The sequence below is a fragment of the Microcystis aeruginosa NIES-4325 genome (assembly GCF_008974145.1).
Lineage (GTDB): Bacteria > Cyanobacteriota > Cyanobacteriia > Cyanobacteriales > Microcystaceae > Microcystis > Microcystis aeruginosa_G.
The window spans coordinates 1-295 of record NZ_BJKP01000140.1 but is presented as its reverse complement, the minus strand read 5'-3'; the positions used below and the strand labels follow the sequence as shown (position 1 = coordinate 295).

Sequence of the window (295 nt, the reverse complement as noted above, 5' to 3'; positions counted from 1 at the left end):
CTCAAGATATAGGAATCGGAGACGGCGATTTGGTCTAAGATTTAATTTAATTGCCGGCATTTACAACTATGAACTTAATTTAGGCTATCATCAAGTAGCTGAATAAGACTTTTGCAGGAGGTCTATTCTTGCCCTCTTTAATGCACTAAAATCATGTTCGATATCATTAGACATCTCCAAAAATTTGTAAGTCAGTCACAGCAAGGAAGACAGGCAGATTAGACGAAGAGTCAAAATTAGCTCTAAAAACCGATTAATCAGGGTTTTAAGAGACAAAATCGAATTTTGACGGAAA

At 35.9% G+C, this 295-nt stretch carries 1 pseudogene; it reads left to right on the top strand.

What is annotated here, in order from left to right:
- Nucleotides 1–106: pseudogene (locus MiAbW_RS19370) on the top strand (IS5/IS1182 family transposase); the annotation flags it as partial.
- Nucleotides 107–295: the final 189 nt, after the last annotated feature.